Origin of the sequence: Peribacillus sp. RS7, assembly GCF_041956845.1 — a bacterium.
GTDB lineage: Bacteria > Bacillota > Bacilli > Bacillales > DSM-1321 > Peribacillus.
In genome coordinates this window covers 4,182,036-4,200,515 of sequence record NZ_CP168135.1, presented here as the reverse complement: position 1 = coordinate 4,200,515, position 18,480 = coordinate 4,182,036, and the positions used below count along the sequence as shown (strand labels likewise).

Sequence of the window (18,480 nt, the reverse complement as noted above, 5' to 3'; positions counted from 1 at the left end):
TTTTTATTGTGACGTTGTCGCCTAAATGTTTTAGAATCCATTCTTTTGCCTGCCGTATGGGATCTGTTTGGTCATTTTGAAAGGCTGCTTGCTTTTTAACATATTCATGACCCAGCGCTCCGTCTCCTTTTTTAAATGATTAAAATGAGAAGAATCCTCGGCAATGCTAAATGCTTCCTCAAGTAAAAGCGGAAGCTCTTTAAACCCATCACTTTTGATCCATCTATTAATAATTCTAATAGACAAATAACGAACCGATTCTTGTATTACGAAAGGGGAAGTGACATCTTTCAATTCGTTAAAAAATTGCCTGAGAGAACGAATGGCAGCTTCTTCCCCATGCTCCATCGCCTCCACTGTCTCTTCTGCCCATTTATAGATGGATGGCGGCACTTCGATCACTTTATTATAGGATACATGTTTAAGCATTTCAGTTTTGAAAATTTTATTGCCTCCTTGTATCATTCGATATTGCAAGATAGATCGTAATTCATCTTTCATATTAACTAACAGAGTAAGGTCATTAAACTCATTCCCAAGGGCAATAGAAACCGTAAAAGGGGTTTGCCGTTGGACAGTTGTTTTTAATGTTATACACAATTGCTCCAAAGCTGTAGCGGGAGTATCCTTAATCAATAACCAACTGGCATGTAGACTATCTTTCCACATCCAATGCGTTGAATGATCATCTAGTAATTCTTTTATCAGCTTTTTTATAACATCATTCCATCTCCCCCAATCTTCTGGAGAAAAACTTTGGGTTTTGGCAGATGTTTGATCGATTCCAATATGGATCAGGGAATAGGCTCCTTCTGGAAATTGCCGCGTCCATTCAAGTAATGATAAGTCCATTGCATCTTTCCACGTTATTTCCATCAGCAGTTGAAGCTGCTTTTCATGGGTTAATATCAAGGCTCTTTCTTCTATTTCTCCTATCTTTTCCCTTTCCTTTCGCGCCTCAATTACTTTTTCCTGCACATTCTTCAATTGCAGTTTAAACTTTTCTCGATCAATCGGTTTCAATATATAATCGACAGCACCTTCCCTTAGGGCAGTTTGTACATAGAGAAAATCATCATACCCGCTTATAATGAAAGGAAATAGCGTTGGTTTAGTTTTTTTCAACTGTTGGATTAACGTTAACCCGTCCATGACTGGCATTTGTACATCTGTTATTAATACATCAACTTCTTCTACCTGATTGATAATTGCATCGTAGGCCTCTTGGCCATCGGAGTAAACACCTACAACCTGCCACTCATCCCCACAAGATTGTACTAGTCTTTCTATGCCTCTTCTTATCCTTGGTTCATCATCTACAATGACCGTCTTGACCCTTTGTTTCATCTCTGGTCTTCTCCTCTCCTTGAACATACATGCTTACTTGTTGGGCATTTATTTTGGGAAGTCGTATAACCACACTCGTTCCCTTTCCGTATTCGCTATTAATTTGAAGGTTATATTGTTCCCCGAACATCATGCCAATTCTTGCATTTACATTGATAATCCCAAAACCAGAGTCTCTTTTCATCATTGGATCCAAACGTAACTTTTCATTTAATTCAATTAATTTGTTTTCTGTTATCCCTGGTCCGTTATCACTGACTATCAGCAAAAGACCTTCCTCACCCGTCTGAGTTTCCTCTTCAGAAATATGTATTTGAATGTCTATTTCCTTTCTTTTTTCCAGTCCATACTTAATGGAATTTTCAACGATTGGCTGTAAAACAAACTTGGGTATATAATAATTAACCGTATCTGCCCCTTTTTCTATCATAAAATGCAAACGATCTTCAAAACGGAATTGTTGGATGCTTAAATAATCTTCAATGTGCTGAACTTCACTGTTTATTGGAACCAAGCTTTCTTTATTACTGATTGAAAAGCGCATCATTCTGCCAAGCAGTGTCACCATCTTCACGACTTCCTCGCTCTCTCCTTCTTCCACAGCCATGCCTATGGTTTCCAGCGTATTATACATAAAGTGAGGATTTATTTGAGATTGAAGGGCGTATAATTCAGCTGTTTTTTTTCGCAGTTCAATGTGGTAGTTTTTTTGAATCAGCTCTCTTATCTCCGCAAGCATTGATCGAAAACTGTTCGCAAGCATCCCGACTTCATCCTTGGAATGGATGGGTATATCTACTAATAAATCCCCTTTTTCCACCCGCTTCATGATATCTCCTAATTCGTTTAGTGGACGTGTAACGGTCCAGGCAAAAAAGATAGAGATCAATGTAGTAATGAGTGTGAACAGGAGAAAAACGAAAATTGTCACATTTCGGATAACATCCGTTTTTTCCGTCATGTTTTTGATTGGCATGCTATGTACGAGTACCCATGGCAGCTCATTTGATTCACTTATACTGATTAAATTCCGTTTCCCATCGATTTCTGTACGAAAACTACCATTCAGTAATGGGTAATCATGTATCCCTTTTTCCACAGAACCAATTTTTGAATGATCCTTATGATAAATTATCTTCCCCTGCTTATTCATGATCCACATCGTTACATTCTCTTCCTTCTGTAAATCCTGAAGTGATTGCTCAAAAAAGGCTACATCGATGGCTATATAGAGCGTTCCTAGATTTTTTCTATTATCGAAATCAGTAATTGGTTTGACCAGCATAAAATAGGAGGGATTCCCTTCAAACGTTAAATTAGTCTGATTAGGAAGGAGCAACTGCATCTCGCCTAACAATCCTAGGTCCTCTGCATATGGTAAGGAACCATCTTCAAACCCAAAACTGTCATAATGCAGACTTGTACTTGCAAATGTACGATTCTTGGAAACAAGAAACGCACCCAAAATATGAGATGAATTGTTATTTAAATAGGTCCTTGTCAAATAACTCTTCATGATATATTCATCGTGTAGCAAAACCGATTTTTTTTTTGATTGGCTGTCTCTTAAAATAGCCATAACATCACCGGAATTATAAATTAAATTAGGTAAGGCCTCTAGTTTTTGAATGTCATTTTCAATGTTGCCATTAACCTGTTTGACCAGACGGGGAATATATTCGCCGACTTCTTCTTCTATTGATTTAGTGTATTGCCAGTATGCAATGAACCCGAGGAAGGCCATAGGTAGAACCGTTAATAATGTATAGGTTGTAACTAGTTTTGTCGTTAAACGCAGGTTTTTTATCTGGATCGGCTTTTTCCCTTTAAAAATCATACTGGTTCACATTTTCCTTTGTAAAATCGATGGGCTCTCCCATAATGACCATATCACCGTTGAATTGAATCTTACCTATGTTCTTAATGTTCTGTCCCTCATAAGGAAATTCATCATTCAATAAGTTTTTTGCTAGGCTAACAGTCAAGTAACCCAACTTTTGTGGACTCCATAACGTAATGGTCTGGGCAGCCCCTTCATGTAAATACTCATTCATTAAATTAGGAGTCGATGTACCGACTACGGCAACCTTGCCGATTTTCCCTGCATCTTTCACAGCCTGAGCCGCAGCAGGAGGGTTAACCGTTGAAATGCCAATAATTCCTTTTAGGTCCGGGTATTTCTTAAATAAATTTTGTGTTACCTTATACGCCTTATGAATATCTTCGTTTGTATATTCCACTTCAACTAGTTTCATAGTTGGATAATATTCTTTTTGTTGGATTTGAATCCAATCAATCCATGTATTAAGATTGGCAGCGGTAGGTGATCCCGTCATAATCGCAAACTCCCCTTTTTCTTCCATTTCCATTGCGAGAGTATCCATTACATGCCTGCCGATTATCTCAGGATCTATCATGTTCACAAAAAAGCTTCTGTATGATGCATTAGTATCAGAATCCCAGGTGATCACCTTGATTCCTTTACGCTTTGCTTCTTGCAGTACCCTGCCTAATTTATATGGATCATTTGCAGATACCGCAATTACGTCCACTTTTTTTTCAATTAAATTTGTTATAATCTCTTCCTGCTTTTCAGAGCTTGGGGTAGGTGGGCCTGTATATAAGACCTTAACACCTAAGTCTTTTCCCGCCTCCAACGCCCCCTCTTCTACCGCGTTAAAATAAGGAATTCCGTCAATTTTAGGTATAACAGCTATCGTATATGGATCTTTTTTATTCTCTACAGGTTTTGTAGTGACATCGATACTTTCTTCATCATTGTAAATAACCTCGTATTCTGAAGAATGATCACAGCCGGTTAGTATAAATAAAAACAAAATAAAAAAGATGGGCTTCCTTAACATGATTAGCTACCTGCTTTCTTAAATTCTAAACATTAGCTCGTATCATAGATACAGTAATAAGGAATGACTTGAGAGATCTTTTCTCATGCGGGTAAGTTCACTACTGCTTACTATCCAAGAAAACGGTTTCATAAATAATAGATCTTACCGGGAGTACTACCTTACTTTCATTACTAAAATAGGAAAACCTTTATATACTTTCAGGTTTCCCTACAATTTATTGTCCAGCTATGACCTTCTCTGTAATGTTCAGCTACTAACTTACACGAAAAGTGGAATGGAAACAGGAAAAATCGTGTTTTAGCATCAAGAGTGGAGGTCTTTCTCTTTATGTATAAAAAAACCTCTATTGTACATTTGAATCCCATCATTTTTTTCTTTTTATTATTGATTTTTACTGTTTTTGAAAGGTTTGTCAATTCAAATTATACAAACATTTATAAAATTCAAATAATATTTTTATATAGTTTCACTTGCTCATAGTGTTTCAATTTTAGTTGTATTGGAAAATTAGAAAGCAGTCTATAGAAAAGGTTACCATAATTATTCTTCCTCAATCCTCAGTCTAATTTTCAACTGATTAAATCAATATGGAGTACGATACTCTCATTCCGGATTTAACATTTCGAGTACAAATTGACTAGCTTTCATGTCTATTCATTTACGTGCAATCAAAAAAATAAAATATACCCATAGAAAGACCTGTGTCATAGATCGTTATAGGTATATTTTATAAAGGAATTACCTTTCTCATAAGTTTTCCTTTTAACTATATTAATTTTCTAATTTAAACAAAAACTTTTTTACTTTTTCTCCATTTCATCGTTATACTTCGGAAATTCCAGACCATTCACCCGGGACGAATCGATAGACCCGATATAATTCAGCGGAATTAGTCACACATCGGTTTGCGGATTCAGGATAACCCGTTAATTTAACGCTTTGCTAAAACATCACGTTCATATTCTTTCACTTGCGTCAGCCATCTTTCCTTTACCGGCACATTCATTTTCTCACAATAATAATCCCAAATTGCACCAAATGGATAGGTTTTAAATTCCTCCATTAATGCCAGTCGCTCAGTAAAATCCCCTTTTTCTTGCAGTTCTTTCAAATGATCGTTCGGTACAAGTAAGGCATATAAGAGGGCTTTAATCATATTACGCGTACCAATCGTCCAGGCAGCAACACGGTTGATGCTGGCATCAAAGAAATCAAGACCAATGATCACCTGGTTTAATGCATCATTGCGAACAATTTCAAGCGCAATTTCACGAAGCTCATCGTCTAAAATTACGACGTGGTCACTGTCCCATCGAACCGGGCGCGAAACATGAAGTGCCAGTTTATCAGCGTATAATAGCATCGAAGAAATTTTGTTCGATACAGTTTCAGTCGGATGATAATGACCTGTATCCACTAAGCAAATTTTGTTATTTTTCAGTGCGTAGCCAAGGTAGAATTCATGCGATCCCACGACATATGACTCGGAACCGATACCGAATACTTTACTTTCCACTGCATCCCAATTACATGTTTCATCCACTTCTGCTGTAAAAATTCGATCAAGGGATTCTTTTAATCTCTTTCTCGGTGTCAAACGGTCGCTCGGAATATCTTTGTAGCCGTCTGGAATCCATATATTTGTTAAGCAGGGCATGCCGAGTTCACGACCAAAGTACTCTCCGATTTTTCGGCTGGCGATGCAATGATCAATCCAGAATTCACGTATTTCTTCATCTGGATGAGAAAGTGTCAAGCCGTCTGCTGCTTTTTCATGGGAAAACAGTGTCGGGTTAAAATCCAAACCAAGACCGTTTGCTTTAGCCCAATTCAACCAGTTTTCGAAGTGCTTTGGCTCAAGCTGATCGCGTTCGACTGCTTCTCCATTTGTTTCCGCATAAATGGCATGCAAATTGACCCGATGTTTCCCCGGTATAAGCGATAACGCTTTTTCAAGATCCATGCGTAGCTCTTCCGGCGTAGTGGCTTTTCCTGGATAATTGCCCGTCACATCAATTCCGCCCGATAATTCACTTTTGTTCAACTCAAATCCACCAATATCATCGCCCTGCCAGCAATGAATCGAAATAGGCACTTTTTTCAGAGTTTCGAGTGCCGCATCCACATCAATTCCCCAATTCGCATACGCTTGTTTCGCCGCTTCGTACTGTTCTTTAATTGTCATATCGTCCCATCCTTTTTAACGGATTGAATAGTTCACTCCATGATTCCTACTACCTTTTCCTTATCATATATTCTTCACTTATCACAATGGGCAGTACATACTTAATCTATTATTTTTGGATAGATTGATTTCACCTCTGACAAACCCTCCACTTAAAGCAACAAAATCCAAGAAAACAGCCAAAACCTATTCAGCGATTAAAAGCTCCAGGTACACCGCCGTCTACAGTGACCATGCAACCCGTTGTTTTGTCTGATTTTGATGAAGCGAAAAACGCTATGGACTCAGCAATGTCTTCCGGGAATATATTTACTAGCAATGTCGTACGTTTTTTGTAGTGATCTTCAAGCTGGTCTGGCTCTATTCCGTATGCAGCGGCACGCTCTTGACGCCAACCCGATCCCCAAATGGAAGATCCCTGTAATACGGCGTCTGGCAAAACAGAATTAACACGGATTCCGAAATCCCCGCCTTCCACTGCAATGCAACGTGCTAGATGTGTTTCAAGTGCTTTGACTGAACTGTAAGCAGAAGCATTTTTTCCAGCGTAAACAGAGTTTTTCGATCCGACAAATACCATATTTCCTCCTGTTCCCTGTTGTTTCATTTGCTTAAAAGCTTCACGTGCTACAAGGAAATAGCCTGTCCCCAGTACATTCATGTTTAGGTTCCATTCTTTTAAGGTTGTTTCATCAAACGGACTGGATGTGGCAAGGCCGGCATTGTTGACGATAATATCAATTCCGCCAAATGTAAGAGCTGATTTCTCAAAGGCAGCCTGTACCTGCTCTTCACTGATGACATCCATTTTAAAAGCTGCAGCACGTATTTCCCTGTATTCTTTATTGATTTCATCCGCAACTTTTTCAGCACCTTCAATATTTAAATCAGCTAGAACTACATGGGCACCTTCAGAAACTAAACGCCGTGCTGTTGCGCTGCCAATACCGCCCGCCCCGCCTGTAATGAAGGCTACTTTGCGTGAGAACTCGGCTTCTGCCGGCGAAAGAGACAATTTATAAAGCTCGAGTGGCCAGTATTCAACGTTATATGACTCATTTTCACTGAGAGATACGAACTCGCCAAGTGCTGTTGCCCCTTTCATAACCGAAATCGCTCGATGGTAAAGTGCTCCGCTCACGTTTGCCATGGCTACGTTTCTGCCTGTGTTGACCATTCCGACACCTGGAATCAAAATAACTCGTGGTGCCGCCTCAAACATCACATCTCCTTCGTTTTTATTGCGCTCGAAGTATTGCTTATATTCTTCCTTATATTGTTGAATACCCGCTTTAACTTTTTCCACCAAGGATTCAGTCCGTTCATTTTGAGGATCCCAGTTAATGTAAAGCGGCTTCATTTTTGTATGTACAAGGTGATCCGGGCAAGCGGCACCGACTTGTGATAAGGCTGCCGCATTTTTGCTGTTCAAAAATTGCAGGACATCATATCCATCATCAAAGGTTAAAAGCATTTTTTTCTCCTCGCCCACAGCACCGCGGATAACCGGCATAATCGAAGCAAGTACCTTTTTGCGCCCTGCTTCAGGTAAAGAGTCAAATGCCTGTCCACCAAATGCATCTTCTTCATGCTGGCGGCTTTTAATAAACTCTTCTGCTTCCGTTATGATCGAAATGGTTTTTTCATAGGCTTCTTTCGATGTTTCACCCCAAGTAACCAATCCGTGTTTTTCCATTAAAACAAGCTCGGCTTGCGGGTTATTTTTCACACCTTTTGCAATCATTTTAGACAAAGTGAAGCCAGGGCGCTCATATGGTACCCAGACAAAACGATCACCGAAAATTTCATTGGCGACTTCTTTTCCATTGTCTGCACAGCAAAGACTAATAATTGCATCTGGATGTGTATGGTCAACATGTTTAAAGGGAAGGAAGGCATGAAGTAAAGTTTCAATCGACATACGTGGATGCTTACTGTCGATCATGCAGTGTGACAAATATTCAACCATATCTGCATCAGGCATTTCATCACGCTCGATTAAAGGGTGAATATCCGCTAGATTCAAACCTGTAAAATTGCCCGCTTTCATTGTCGCAAGGTCGGAACCGCTTCCTTTAACCCACATGACTTCAATTTCCCGGCCACGAAAATCTTTTTCCATTGTTTTCATGGATGTATTGCCGCCTCCCCAGTTGCAGACGGCTCGATCTGTACCGATTAAATTAGACCGATAAACCAGTTCTTCTACTCCAGATGTTACTTTTGAGGCCTCTTTATCATCCCATAAATTATTAACCAATTTGTTTTACCCCCGTTTATCTTTATTTATCTTTGTTTTATTGTATAACACTTTTGTTTCCATTTGAAGAAGTTTTTTTAATCGTTCCAATTTTACAAAAAAAATTAAAATCATTGAGCGTGAAAGACAAAGGATGTATCCGCATTTTCGACAATCCAAATCATTCTGCAAGGTAAAATAAACGTAAGAACAACAAATGACCATGAATGTAAACACCATGTCCCTTCCATCTTAGAAAAAGACAGATGCAAAACTTCCCAAAGACTTCTCAGGACATTTCCTACGGAAAGACATCATTTTCCCGGGTAAACAGGCAGCTGCAGACAAACTTCTTGCTAACCCAAATACCATCGATGATGCAATAATGCCTCTCAATCCTTTTTACTGAAATTAAGGGATACAGTGTTTTTAATCGAATTCCATTTGAAAAATCGGTGCTGTGGCTTTATTGAGGTTATATGAGTTACTGTTCAAATAAGAAATGGACATGGGGTTTCACACCAAAGATGGAGTTAACCTTTTGCTGTTGTCTTTCGTTTTTGTACATTTGGAGCTTTTGTTTCTATTTATCAAAGATTCACAAAAGAGTGGATTGGGTACAATATGAAATGAACTAGTAAACGTTATCCTAGTATTAGAAGTTTCGGGAGGAAGTTTATATGATTAATGAAAAAGTGGCGATGATATTAGAAGATAAAATTAACGTTATTAAAAGTGATGAAACATCCATTTATTTAGTCGGCCCCATCAAATTACCAGTTAACTTAGAGGGCGAAACAATTATATTCCAATGGTATTGCTGGTTACGATGTGAGAATATGGCAGGTCATTTTTGTGGTGACGGCACTTATAATATAGAAAACATCATTGAAACTTTAGCCTCTTCAAACTTAGCGGAAATGCAGCAATCAAGTGTGTTACTGTATGGAGATTTTCAAAGCTCCTCCGATGCCCTTATCCGTATGCATAGTATTTGTCATACTGGGGATATATTTGGCAGCAAACGCTGTGATTGTGGCTTTCAATTAAAGCAGGCTATGAAAATGATTGCGACTCATGGATCTGGTGCTTTATTTTATTTAGCGAATCACGAAGGAAGAGGCATCGGATTATTTAGTAAAGCCATGGCTTATGTTCTGCAAGAAAAAGGCTTGGATACGGTGGAAGCGAATTTGGAGCTTGGATTTGTGGATGATGCACGTAACTATGATGACGCCATTCGAGTGTTAAAAAACCTGCGTTCTAATCCAGTGACTCTTATCACCAACAATCCGAGAAAATTAGAAGCCCTTCAAAACTCAGGTGCCAATGTTGCAGGCAGAGTTCCGTTATGGGGAGATATTTCCGAGTTTAATGAAAAATATTTAAAAACTAAAGTCGTACGTTCCGGTCATTTAAAAGATATTAAAAATGAATGACTGATTTGAAATTGGTTATACCCCTGAATAGGTTTATACGAATCCGAATTGTTGGAATAACCAGGGGAACCACAAGAATTGTTGAATGTATTATCCTGTAAATATCCTTTAAAAAAATCATTTGTCATGGAAATCAAATGTGTAAAAGATTATTTGATAAAAAGTAAGAAAAGATTTTCGATTCGACCAAACTAGTTGTTGAAGAAGAAATTTATTCCATAAAGACATATCTAATACAGAGTTCCTCACAATGTCATTTAATTCAATCGCAAATTTTTGGATGAATTAAAAAAAAAGAGGGCATATCCCTCCTCTTTTTATATCATATTATATGTTGTTGTTATATACCCTATGTCCAAATAGCTACAAGTTTGATGACCTTACCTTCCTTATTTGCTTATGCTGCTCAGGAATGGGAATCATCCCTATAACAATTGTGGTGGTCCAGCCATCGCAGTGATTCCTTGTCATTATTTCTTTATTAAAAATTGGATTGTAGAAATCTTTTAATTGAAGAGGAGCTTGAGTTAAATTAATAAAGAAATCCTTAATGTTTTTCCTAACTCTTCTCTGTTAATTTTGTACTTTTCCATTAATGACAACACGCTTCCCATTTGTAGGTTGCTTTATCATCCTTCCATCCTTGATGTATACAGTGTAAGTATTATTGACTTTAGCATCTAATCTTGCTAGGTCTCCCATTCCTGCTATGATATTTTTGACAGCTTCCTTCTTCAGATTATTCATAAATTGCTTTTTCCATTGTTCCCGTTTGTTTTTTTGTTTATTTTCATCAACCATCAGGATCCCATCCTTCTTGTTTGATTTATGCCTTCTCCGATATTAGTGTATTATTTTTTTATCATCTTGTTACACATATGCTTTTCCTTATTGTGTTCTTTTTATAACATAAAATGGCTCACCCTAGTGATAACAAGAAAAGAAAATACATAAAAACAGGATGCAACGGAAAGTTGCACCCTGTCTGAAAAAGGGGTTTGCTTCATTTCGAATCAGCATAAATTCTCTGCGATAAACACCTCATCTACATTAGAGTAAATACTGGTATCTGACTAGAGTTTACCATCCAAAGCAACCATCCCCTATATCTTAAAAGTATTATCAACTTTCAAAGCATAAATGACAATTATTGAATGAGTTTTCTGCTTTTACGTGCAAGAGAACCATCTCCTTGCTCGAATCGATTTTTTAATGAAGCTTCCAGTAGTTAAGTTAAACGTCTTTAACCGACACCTCATTTACTATATGATGTGAATCATACGTAATCACTAGCCCCTTCTTCTTTATTTATAATGACCATCAGCGGGCAAAATATACTTGGTTGTTAATGAATATCGAGAATTGTTTAAAATCAGGTTATCTCTATATGAATGAAACTTGGTCAATGAACTCATTAGTACTATTTCAATCGATTTTCAGCAAATAAAAAAGGCTGCACCGTCTACACAAATCAAAAAGGAATAAATTATTTTTCTCTGCGATTATTTAGGAACTTTTGTAGATGAATAAAATCCTATAGTGATTCATTAGTTAAGGGTATTTTTATTGGTTCCATTATTTACGGAATGGAATGGGTCTTCTTTGGTATTGTCTTTTTTATCAGTTACAGAAGTTTATTTTCATGGTATTTAATTAAAATCCTTCGCAATTTCTATAAATGGCATAAAAAAACTAACGAACCTTGTTAATTAAGTAGCGGAATTAAGCTAAAGGACACAGATAAAATCTACACTAAGCTCGACGCTCGACCGTGGAAAGGGCGGGAAAAGAGCAGAAATAAAAAGGCCGCCAGTCAGTTAGTTTTCACTGACTTTCTGGACAACCCCTTGCATTCTTATTTCATAATTAATAAAGAAACGACAAAGCGAATAACCTCGCTCTGTCCATACCTCAATTATGAAGACATCATTTGGATTATTGCGCATTCAACTCTGCACGATAATCGTCTATAATCGCTTGTATCTCGGATCTGCCGGAACATTTGTGACGTCGTAGAGGAATCCATCGGATTCGACCAACGTCATTTTGCCGTCAACGACTTCAAAAGCCAAATCCAGGCGGCCCAAATAATGTTCTTGTTCTCCGCCGGCTTGAGTAATTGGCACCATCACCTCTCCGTTGAATTCGTATTCGGGAGTTTTGATGACCTTGTGTGTATCTGCGCCGATTACCGCCGAAACTCCGGGAACCTGAGTCAGCTTATGGTCTTCAGGGTTTCCGGCATGCGAAAGGACAATGTTAATGTCCGACTTTTCACTCACTTCAGGAAGCAACGCATTCAACGCTTCAACCGGTTCGATGAAATCGAGATCTGCTACATCATCCCAACCGCGAATTTCCGGCTTCATCGAAGTAAGGCCGATCATGCCGACTTTTACGCCAGTGAAGGTATAACTCTTCCAAGGCTTTACATTCTGTATGTACTTTCCTGTTTCCCTGACAATGACATTACCAGTAAGGATGGGGAAATTCACGTTGCGGTGGTAATCCTTTAACTGTTCATAACGGCTGTCCGGTGTGCCCTCTCCGGCAGGGTAAACGCGGAAGTCGTTGTTTCCGAGAGCCATCGCATCATAGTTCAAAGCTTTCAAAAGAGACGTCTCCAACTCACCTTGCCCCGCTTGAAACTCGCCGCGTAGGAAGACATCCCCGCCATCAACAAGAAGCACATTCTCCTCTTCATTGCGCACATTTTCAATGATGGTGGCATACTTCGCAATAGAATTGTGATGAACGGTTCCATCATCCAGCGTGACGATGTCATCCAAATGACCATGAAAGTCATTCGTCTGGAGAATGGTGAGTTCAAACTTCTCCCCCTCCTTGAGCTTTTCCTCCGCATCTGCCATAACGGGCATTGCGACGAAAGCGGCAGCCATCGCCAGCGAAAAGCAGCCCGTCAATAAATCATTTTTCATTTTATTCATACTATTTCCTCCAAGCAATGACTCTATTAAATTGTAAAACAAGTTATTTAGTTTCCAGTCTTTTCGGATTTTTCAAGAGCTACTAGTTTATTTTTTTCTTCAGAGTTAGTTTTTTCTTCTTTGTCATTGCTAATCACATCATTTGTTGCTTTTTTAAATTCTTTTAAAGTGTTTCCAAAAGCCTTTCCAATTTCTGGTAATTTAGAAGGACCAAAAATGATTAACGCAATGACTAGAATGAGAATTAGGCCAGGAATGCCAATGCTAGATAACAAACGTCTCACCTCCTATCCAATGATGGTTTGTTAGTACTAAAAAAATGTGATCATTACTTATAAAATTGGCATACCATGACGTTCTAAAGCTGCTGCTTCTAATAAAGACATGCCTTGTTCTTCTGCGAATGCAGTAAGTTTATCCGAAACAACAGGAGCAAGACTAGCTGGCGGTAGAGCCTGGTTCATAGCTCGTCTACGGGTAGAATTTCTGCGTGCAAATGGTCCCCAAATCGCAAAGGTGATACCTGGTGTTTGCATATTTACAAAGAAAGTATTTCCATCTGGAGAAAATGTAGGGCCAGCAAATTCAGAACCATTCATCATATTTTCAGCGAAAGTATAAATTTTTCCGTCAGGAGTTAATCCAACAATACGGTCATTACCGCCACCATCTTCGGCGATCCAAAGATCTCCCCAAGGTGTGATTGTAATGTTATCTGGTGCTTCTAAATCATTTTTATCAGTAGACTCATAGAATAGTTCTAAGGTGTTTGTCGCTGGCGTGTAGCGATAAACCCGGCCAAGGCGTGCTGAACCTGCACTTGTATCATCAAACCATAAAGTACCTTCTGAAAAATAAGCCCCTTCTAAGCGGCTAAACTGAATACAGCCTTTATCCTTAGCATCTTGCTGTGCGATTTCAGGATTTAATTTTTTCCAAACGATCCCGAATTTTTGTCTAGTACTAAATTGACTTGCAGCTGCAGCTGGTAATTCATCAATCGCTGCTGCTTCAAGGGTACCGCCCTTTTGAAGGGAACCTAGCTTTTGGCTTCGGTCATGTGGTGTAAAACGGTACAAGAAGCTTGGACTTGCGTCTTCCGTTAAATACCAAATTCCTGTTGAAGGGTCGACATGCCCAGCTTCATGGGAGAAATAACCCATATCACGGATCGGTGTTCTTGACATTTCGTTTTCAGGATCAAGCGGATTTACTTCAAATACAAAGCCATGTCCCATATCACGAGTTTCTTCCATTGTTAACCAAGTACCCCAAGTCGTAGCTCCACCCGCACAGTTACGGATTGTACCTGAACTTGATACATACTGATCAATGACTTTGTTATTTTGTCCAACGATTAACGTGGTTGTGCCGCCGGCAGCACCAGCGCTCCAAGGTTTTTTTCCGTTTACAGGGTAATCTGAATTTGTTCCATTTTCATGGTTTCTTACAAGAATGGTTGTACCCTTCTCTCCTTTATAGGCAGCCATTCCATCGTGAGCAGAAGGGACAAGGTCACCATTAGGCATGATATCACCAGTTCGTGAAAGCATTTTGTAATGAAATCCCCTTGGTAGATCAAGAACTCCATTTGGATCCTTTACTAGTGGGCCATATCCACCAAATCCGCTTGTTGGATTGTTAGATTTCGCTGCAAATCCTTTTGTAGTTCCTGCAAGAGAAAATAGCCCCGTTGAACCAAGTGTTAATGCTAAAGTACTCATTCCGCCGACTTTTAAGAAATTACGTCTGTTTAAACCGCTATTGCTAGATATCATCAACATTACCTCCAAATTTTTTTTGAGGAATGCTATATTCCTAATAGCAAACTCTACCCTCAAAATTAACAGACCTTTTTAAATGCTCTGTTAATCCCATGTGATTTTATTCCTTCGCATGAAAAATAAACCAAAAGTCACGGTTTATATGAATAAAGAAGATGGTTATAACCAAATTTTCACATAAAATAGGTGGTATGAGTCCAAATTGGAGAAAAACTAAGGATTTTGTCATAAAAAGACCGATGCAGATTATTAAAGCTTATTAATAGTTTGTAAATATAAGAGATACACTTTGACAAACTAGTTCTACCCAAATCTAATGAATTTTTGAAAAAGGAATCGGTTAAAGACATGCTATATAATTGATCTAGAAAAATTCTAGTTGTAAACCTACTCCCACTTCATCGCCAAATAAATTAAAGGGCATATTTTGAATTACTGCCATTTTTCAAAGTGTTAAATACTAATAATTTTAAAATAGCCATCAGTCTCAAGCATATGCTCATATTTACATGCATGATATCTTTTTAATTCGTATAATAGAATAAAGTGGAATCAAAATGAGTCTAATTTACAAAAAGAGGGAGCAGATTTGTTCTGTGGAACCAAAAGGCGAAGAAATAAACAGTTTAGCATTAAAAGTCAAAGAGATTATTCAATCTTCAGGATGCCAAAATGAAGATGTAATCTTTCTGTGCATTGGTTCAGACCGATCAGTTGGGGATTCATTGGGCCCTTTAGTCGGGACGATGCTTAAAGAACATACGGTGCCTTATCGTGTTTACGGTACCTTGGAAAATCCCGTTCATGCATTTAATTTAAAAGACACGTTGAAAGAAATTAAAAAACAATTCAAAAAGCCTCTTATTTTTAGTGTGGATGCTTGTTTAGGGGATCAAAACCAGGTCGGTTATGTTTTCTTGAAGGATGGACCTCTTGTCCCGGGGAAAGCTTTAAAAAAAGTATTACCTGAAGTGGGAGACTATCATATTATAGGAATGGTCAATTATATAGATCCGCTGCCAACAATACAATTTTTAAATGATACTCGTCTATACACGGTTATGAACCTGGCGAATAAAATCGTAAAAATCATTACTCAAGCGACCGGCGAGACATCTAGACCTTATTAAAAGAATGGGCTGTCCCAAAAACCACTAATAATAATTGGTTTTGGCACAGCCCTAATTTGTTTAAGTTCGAAGAATTTATTAGATAACGTTATACTTAAATAATAGCCCCTGTCAAGATAGCAACAATGATAAGGACTAATGAACAAATTAGAGCCCATTTAAATGCATACCGCTGTAGTTCCCCGATATCTGTCTTTACCATCCCTACCAGTAATAGAGTCGAGGCCACGAGTGGACTTAAGAAATGTACAGGCTGGCCCAGTACGGAAGCTCTAGCAATTTCTAAAGGACTCACCCCATAAGCTTCTCCTGCTTCGGCAAGAATTGGCAAAACACCAAAGTAGTAAGCATCATTGGATAAAACGAACGTAAATGGCATACTTGTGAACGCAACGACCATTGGTAAAAAAGAGCCTAAAGAATCCGGAATGATGGCCACTAATGAATTTGCAATGGCGTCTACCATTTTGGTTCCGGAAAAGATCCCTGTGAAAATACCAGCCGCAAATACTAATGTGACAACGGTTATAGCGTTTCCAGCATGTGACACGATTCGCTCTTTTTGCTGTTCTAAATTAGGGTAATTAATGATCGAAGCAAGCACAAACCCGATTAGAAACAACACCGGTATCGGTACTAAGCCCATTACAAGAACAACCATGACTGTGAGCGTCAACAAAAGATTGACCCATATTAATTTAGGGCGCTTTAAATCGTCTTGTATGGCGGAAGCTACCGCTGCTTCAGCAAGAGCCCCTTTCATTTCAGGTGCAGATTTGATATAAACAACGCCAAGCCTTTTGCGCTCTTTTTTACCAAGTACATAAGCGGTAAAAAGAATAGCTGCTATTCCTGAGAATAGTGTTGGGATAATCGGGACAAAGAATTCATTTGCATCCAGACCTAAAGATGCTATTGCTCTAGTTGCAGGTCCTCCCCAAGGAGTCATACCACTCATAATACTGACAGCCAGCATAGAAATAGTGGCAAGAATAAGTGGATTCATACCAAGTCGTAAGTAAAGAGGCAGCATAGCGGAAATCGTAATCATATGAGTCGTGGTACCATCACCATCTAAGGCAACGGTCATTGCGATTACTGCTGTTCCTATCGCTATTTTAACCGGATCCCCTTTTACGATTTTCAACATAGTTTTAATAAGTGGATCAAATAATCCAGCGTCAATCAGAACTCCAAAAAACAAAATAGCGAACAATAGCAAAGCGGCTGAAGGTGCGACAACCTTTATTCCATCGAGCATCATATCTCCAAGCTCTGGACCAAATCCGCCAATTAATGCAAAGATAATTGGAATGACTACAAGAGAAGTAACAGGTGATAACCGTTTAGACATGATTAAATAAGTAAAGACAACGACCATTGAAATTCCAAGTAACGTTAGAATATGAATCCCCTCCTATTAAAGAAACCGCTTACAAATCAGATAAAAAGTTTGAATAGTTACATATTATTTTCTGTTTCTCTGTTGCTTCGTTTTCTATTTTTAGAATAATTCATATCATTAAATAAGTGAAATACATATTTTTTGTACTTTTTCGAAAAAAAAACTTATAATCCATTTTATATTAAATTAAGAAATCAAAAAAGCACAATGAAATTGTCAATAATTTCATTGTGCTTTTTCGTTAAAGATTGGAATTTTTATTCAAGAAATCAATAAAGTTTTTCACGGTAGAGAGTTTTAATGAATCCTGGTTATACATTAACCAGGTATTTCTTAACACCGGCTTCCCATTTTTGTAGGATAACCCGTATGTATGCAAGTTATCTGAAGGCTGCAGGCATATTTCTGGCAGAATAGAAACACCAAGATCATTTTTGACCATCTCTTTGCACGTCTCCTGCCGATCTGTTTCCATAGTTACAAATGGTGGCTCCGGGAATCTATCATGCCACCAGCCATTTATTAAGTTTTTTAAAGAACTGTCGGTTTTATAATTTATGAATGGAAGTTCTGGCAAATTATCCAAGTCTACCTCTTTCTTAGAAATTAAACAAAGTCTTTCTTTATGCAGTAACGATTTGATTCCATACCATTCATAGTTTCCACGCAGAATGCCTAATTGAACACTAGAGGAATCCAGAAGATGCATGATTTCAGTACTCCAGCCTGTATTCACATTAAATTGTACATGAGGATATTGTGTTGAAAACTTTTTCAATATTTCTGGTAGTTTATATTGGGCAAAGTTGCTGGAAACGCCAAGCCTTAACGTTCCCCTTACCTCATTTTTCATATTCAGCATATAATCTTTCGTTTTTTGCAACTTTTTCACCATTTCTTCCGCATAGCCCGCTAAATGTATCCCTTCTGAAGTGAACTCAATGCCTCCTTTTATTTTGAAAAATAGGTTCGTGCTAAATTCTTTTTCTAAATTTTTAAGCCGGTACGTTAACGCCGGCTGCGATATATATAAACGCTCTGCGGCACGGCTAATGTTTTTTTCTTCATATAGTACCCTTATCGCAATCCAATCTTTTTCGTCCACTTAACCATCTCCCACTTTTTGGATTATAAGT

The 18,480-nt window shown here is 38.3% G+C and carries 13 protein-coding genes; 2 read left to right on the top strand and 11 right to left on the bottom strand.

Going from position 1 to position 18,480, the window contains the following annotated elements; translation table 11 throughout:
- Nucleotides 1–30: 30 nt before the first annotated feature.
- The 5 genes from ACDZ29_RS21075 to ACDZ29_RS21055 all read right to left on the bottom strand — a co-directional run bounded on the left by ACDZ29_RS21075 (nucleotide 31) and on the right by ACDZ29_RS21055 (nucleotide 8,659).
- Nucleotides 31–1,347, bottom strand: a complete 1,317-nt coding sequence (locus tag ACDZ29_RS21075; protein WP_375088562.1) for a response regulator — start codon at nucleotides 1,345–1,347, stop codon at nucleotides 31–33.
- Nucleotides 1,313–3,184 (bottom strand): sensor histidine kinase, encoded by a 1,872-nt coding sequence (locus ACDZ29_RS21070; protein WP_375088561.1) that lies wholly within the window; start codon nucleotides 3,182–3,184, stop codon nucleotides 1,313–1,315. The genes ACDZ29_RS21075 and ACDZ29_RS21070 overlap by 35 nt, the downstream gene beginning before the upstream one ends.
- Nucleotides 3,174–4,211, bottom strand: a complete 1,038-nt coding sequence (locus ACDZ29_RS21065; RefSeq protein ID WP_375088560.1) for an autoinducer 2 ABC transporter substrate-binding protein — start codon at nucleotides 4,209–4,211, stop codon at nucleotides 3,174–3,176. The genes ACDZ29_RS21070 and ACDZ29_RS21065 overlap by 11 nt, the downstream gene beginning before the upstream one ends.
- Nucleotides 4,212–5,145: 934 nt before the next feature.
- Nucleotides 5,146–6,399, bottom strand: coding sequence for an L-rhamnose isomerase (rhaA, locus tag ACDZ29_RS21060; protein ID WP_375088559.1), 1,254 nt, complete (start codon nucleotides 6,397–6,399; stop codon nucleotides 5,146–5,148).
- A gap of 190 nt (nucleotides 6,400–6,589) precedes the next feature.
- Nucleotides 6,590–8,659, bottom strand: coding sequence for a bifunctional aldolase/short-chain dehydrogenase (locus ACDZ29_RS21055; RefSeq protein WP_375088558.1), 2,070 nt, complete (start codon nucleotides 8,657–8,659; stop codon nucleotides 6,590–6,592).
- Between the two features lie 659 nt (nucleotides 8,660–9,318).
- On the opposite strand from ACDZ29_RS21055, the gene ACDZ29_RS21050 reads away from it, so the two are divergent.
- On the top strand, nucleotides 9,319–10,077 hold the full coding sequence (locus tag ACDZ29_RS21050) for a GTP cyclohydrolase II (protein ID WP_375088557.1): 759 nt from the start codon (nucleotides 9,319–9,321) through the stop codon (nucleotides 10,075–10,077).
- A gap of 573 nt (nucleotides 10,078–10,650) precedes the next feature.
- Here ACDZ29_RS21050 and ACDZ29_RS21045 read toward each other — a convergent pair.
- From ACDZ29_RS21045 to ACDZ29_RS21030, 4 genes are all read right to left on the bottom strand, one after another.
- Nucleotides 10,651–10,878 (bottom strand): hypothetical protein, encoded by a 228-nt coding sequence (locus tag ACDZ29_RS21045; protein WP_289316792.1) that lies wholly within the window; start codon nucleotides 10,876–10,878, stop codon nucleotides 10,651–10,653.
- A 1,166-nt stretch (nucleotides 10,879–12,044) separates the two neighbouring features.
- Nucleotides 12,045–13,025 carry a bifunctional metallophosphatase/5'-nucleotidase gene (locus tag ACDZ29_RS21040; RefSeq protein WP_375088556.1) on the bottom strand — a complete coding sequence of 327 codons (981 nt, stop codon included), beginning with the start codon at nucleotides 13,023–13,025 and terminating at the stop codon, nucleotides 12,045–12,047.
- A gap of 47 nt (nucleotides 13,026–13,072) precedes the next feature.
- Nucleotides 13,073–13,300 (bottom strand): twin-arginine translocase TatA/TatE family subunit, encoded by a 228-nt coding sequence (gene tatA / locus ACDZ29_RS21035; protein ID WP_289324668.1) that lies wholly within the window; start codon nucleotides 13,298–13,300, stop codon nucleotides 13,073–13,075.
- 57 nt (nucleotides 13,301–13,357) lie between these two features.
- A complete protein-coding gene (locus ACDZ29_RS21030) occupies nucleotides 13,358–14,803 on the bottom strand; it encodes an alkaline phosphatase PhoX (RefSeq protein WP_375088555.1) in 1,446 nt (481 codons plus the stop codon).
- Nucleotides 14,804–15,366: 563 nt separating this feature from the next.
- Here ACDZ29_RS21030 and yyaC point away from each other — a divergent pair.
- Complete coding sequence (gene yyaC / locus ACDZ29_RS21025; RefSeq protein WP_375088554.1) at nucleotides 15,367–15,939, top strand: spore protease YyaC; 573 nt, start codon at nucleotides 15,367–15,369, stop codon at nucleotides 15,937–15,939.
- Between the two features lie 94 nt (nucleotides 15,940–16,033).
- Here the strand turns inward: yyaC and ACDZ29_RS21020 are convergent, their stop codons facing one another.
- Both ACDZ29_RS21020 and ACDZ29_RS21015 read right to left on the bottom strand, forming a co-directional pair.
- Nucleotides 16,034–17,344, bottom strand: a complete 1,311-nt coding sequence (locus tag ACDZ29_RS21020; RefSeq protein WP_375091188.1) for a CitMHS family transporter — start codon at nucleotides 17,342–17,344, stop codon at nucleotides 16,034–16,036.
- 241 nt (nucleotides 17,345–17,585) lie between these two features.
- Nucleotides 17,586–18,449 carry a LysR family transcriptional regulator gene (locus ACDZ29_RS21015; protein WP_034313052.1) on the bottom strand — a complete coding sequence of 288 codons (864 nt, stop codon included), beginning with the start codon at nucleotides 18,447–18,449 and terminating at the stop codon, nucleotides 17,586–17,588.
- Between the last annotated feature and the right edge of the window lie 31 nt (nucleotides 18,450–18,480).

Coding starts and splice junctions, on each gene's coding strand:
- ACDZ29_RS21075 (WP_375088562.1), bottom strand. CDS start 1,347: ATGAAACAAAGGGTCAAGACGGTCATTGTAGATGATGAACCAAGGATA.
- ACDZ29_RS21070 (WP_375088561.1), bottom strand. CDS start 3,184: ATGATTTTTAAAGGGAAAAAGCCGATCCAGATAAAAAACCTGCGTTTA.
- ACDZ29_RS21065 (WP_375088560.1), bottom strand. CDS start 4,211: ATGTTAAGGAAGCCCATCTTTTTTATTTTGTTTTTATTTATACTAACC.
- rhaA (WP_375088559.1), bottom strand. CDS start 6,399: ATGACAATTAAAGAACAGTACGAAGCGGCGAAACAAGCGTATGCGAAT.
- ACDZ29_RS21050 (WP_375088557.1), top strand. CDS start 9,319: ATGATTAATGAAAAAGTGGCGATGATATTAGAAGATAAAATTAACGTT.
- ACDZ29_RS21045 (WP_289316792.1), bottom strand. CDS start 10,878: ATGGTTGATGAAAATAAACAAAAAAACAAACGGGAACAATGGAAAAAG.
- ACDZ29_RS21040 (WP_375088556.1), bottom strand. CDS start 13,025: ATGAATAAAATGAAAAATGATTTATTGACGGGCTGCTTTTCGCTGGCG.
- ACDZ29_RS21030 (WP_375088555.1), bottom strand. CDS start 14,803: ATGATATCTAGCAATAGCGGTTTAAACAGACGTAATTTCTTAAAAGTC.
- yyaC (WP_375088554.1), top strand. CDS start 15,367: ATGAGTCTAATTTACAAAAAGAGGGAGCAGATTTGTTCTGTGGAACCA.